Genomic DNA, 749 nt, shown 5'->3' with positions numbered 1-749 from the left:
GGCCAAATCGCCTCCCCACAATAAACGTTGAAGCCGCTGTGATGCCATTGCATCATATTTTCAATGATCGCATCGTTGATTTTGCCCTCGGCTTTGAGCATCTTAAAAACTTCGTAACGGAACATGTCCTCTAAATCTTTTGGATTCGGTGTCGGATTAACCCTAAAAGCACCCTCACCGTAAAAGCAGCCATCGGTTATCAGCACGTGGGCATGGGGATGAAATCCAAGGAAGTCGCCAAAGGACTGTATTGCGATTACGGCGCCGGGGTCGGCATCCTCATCGGAAACCGCATGCTTTAAATACACGCTCAGCACTTTCCAGACGCATTGACTCAGTTTGGACAGCAGCTTGCGATCGAACATAAAATAGATTCGCAGTCGCTTGGGAATGCTGAATACCCACTGGCGATGGGGCACATATTTCAAAACATTTTCACACAGCTCTTCGCCAAAAACCACCACCCGTTTTTGATGACATGTCGGGCAGAAGTGTCTGCGCTTGCAAGAAAATGGTAATAAATGCTAATGGTTACAGTCATAGCATTTAACACGGGCGAATCCACAGTGCAAATCTCCGCAATCAAGCCCGCCCTGGCGCGAGTAACTACATCTGAATTCAAGGCTTGGGTTCATGGCTTAGGAAACGGTCCCTTGCAATTGAAACATGAAACCAGGTCTGGGCCAGGGATAGCGCATGATCACATCCATGACATAGGGTCGCCAGAACCCGTAACGCTGTTGATAGCG

The 749-nt window shown here is 48.5% G+C and carries 1 protein-coding gene; it reads right to left on the bottom strand.

Features of this window, described 5'->3' with window-relative positions:
* Positions 1-464 (bottom strand): transposase (locus GY683_RS05940; RefSeq protein ID WP_297287868.1); only part of this gene is annotated, 464 nt, incomplete at its 3' end.
* Between the last annotated feature and the right edge of the window lie 285 nt (positions 465-749).

Source organism: Moraxella sp. (assembly GCF_024227015.1).
GTDB lineage: Bacteria > Pseudomonadota > Gammaproteobacteria > Pseudomonadales > Moraxellaceae > Moraxella.
The sequence above is the reverse complement of the archived record's forward strand: the minus strand, read 5'-3'. Positions and strand labels throughout refer to the sequence as shown.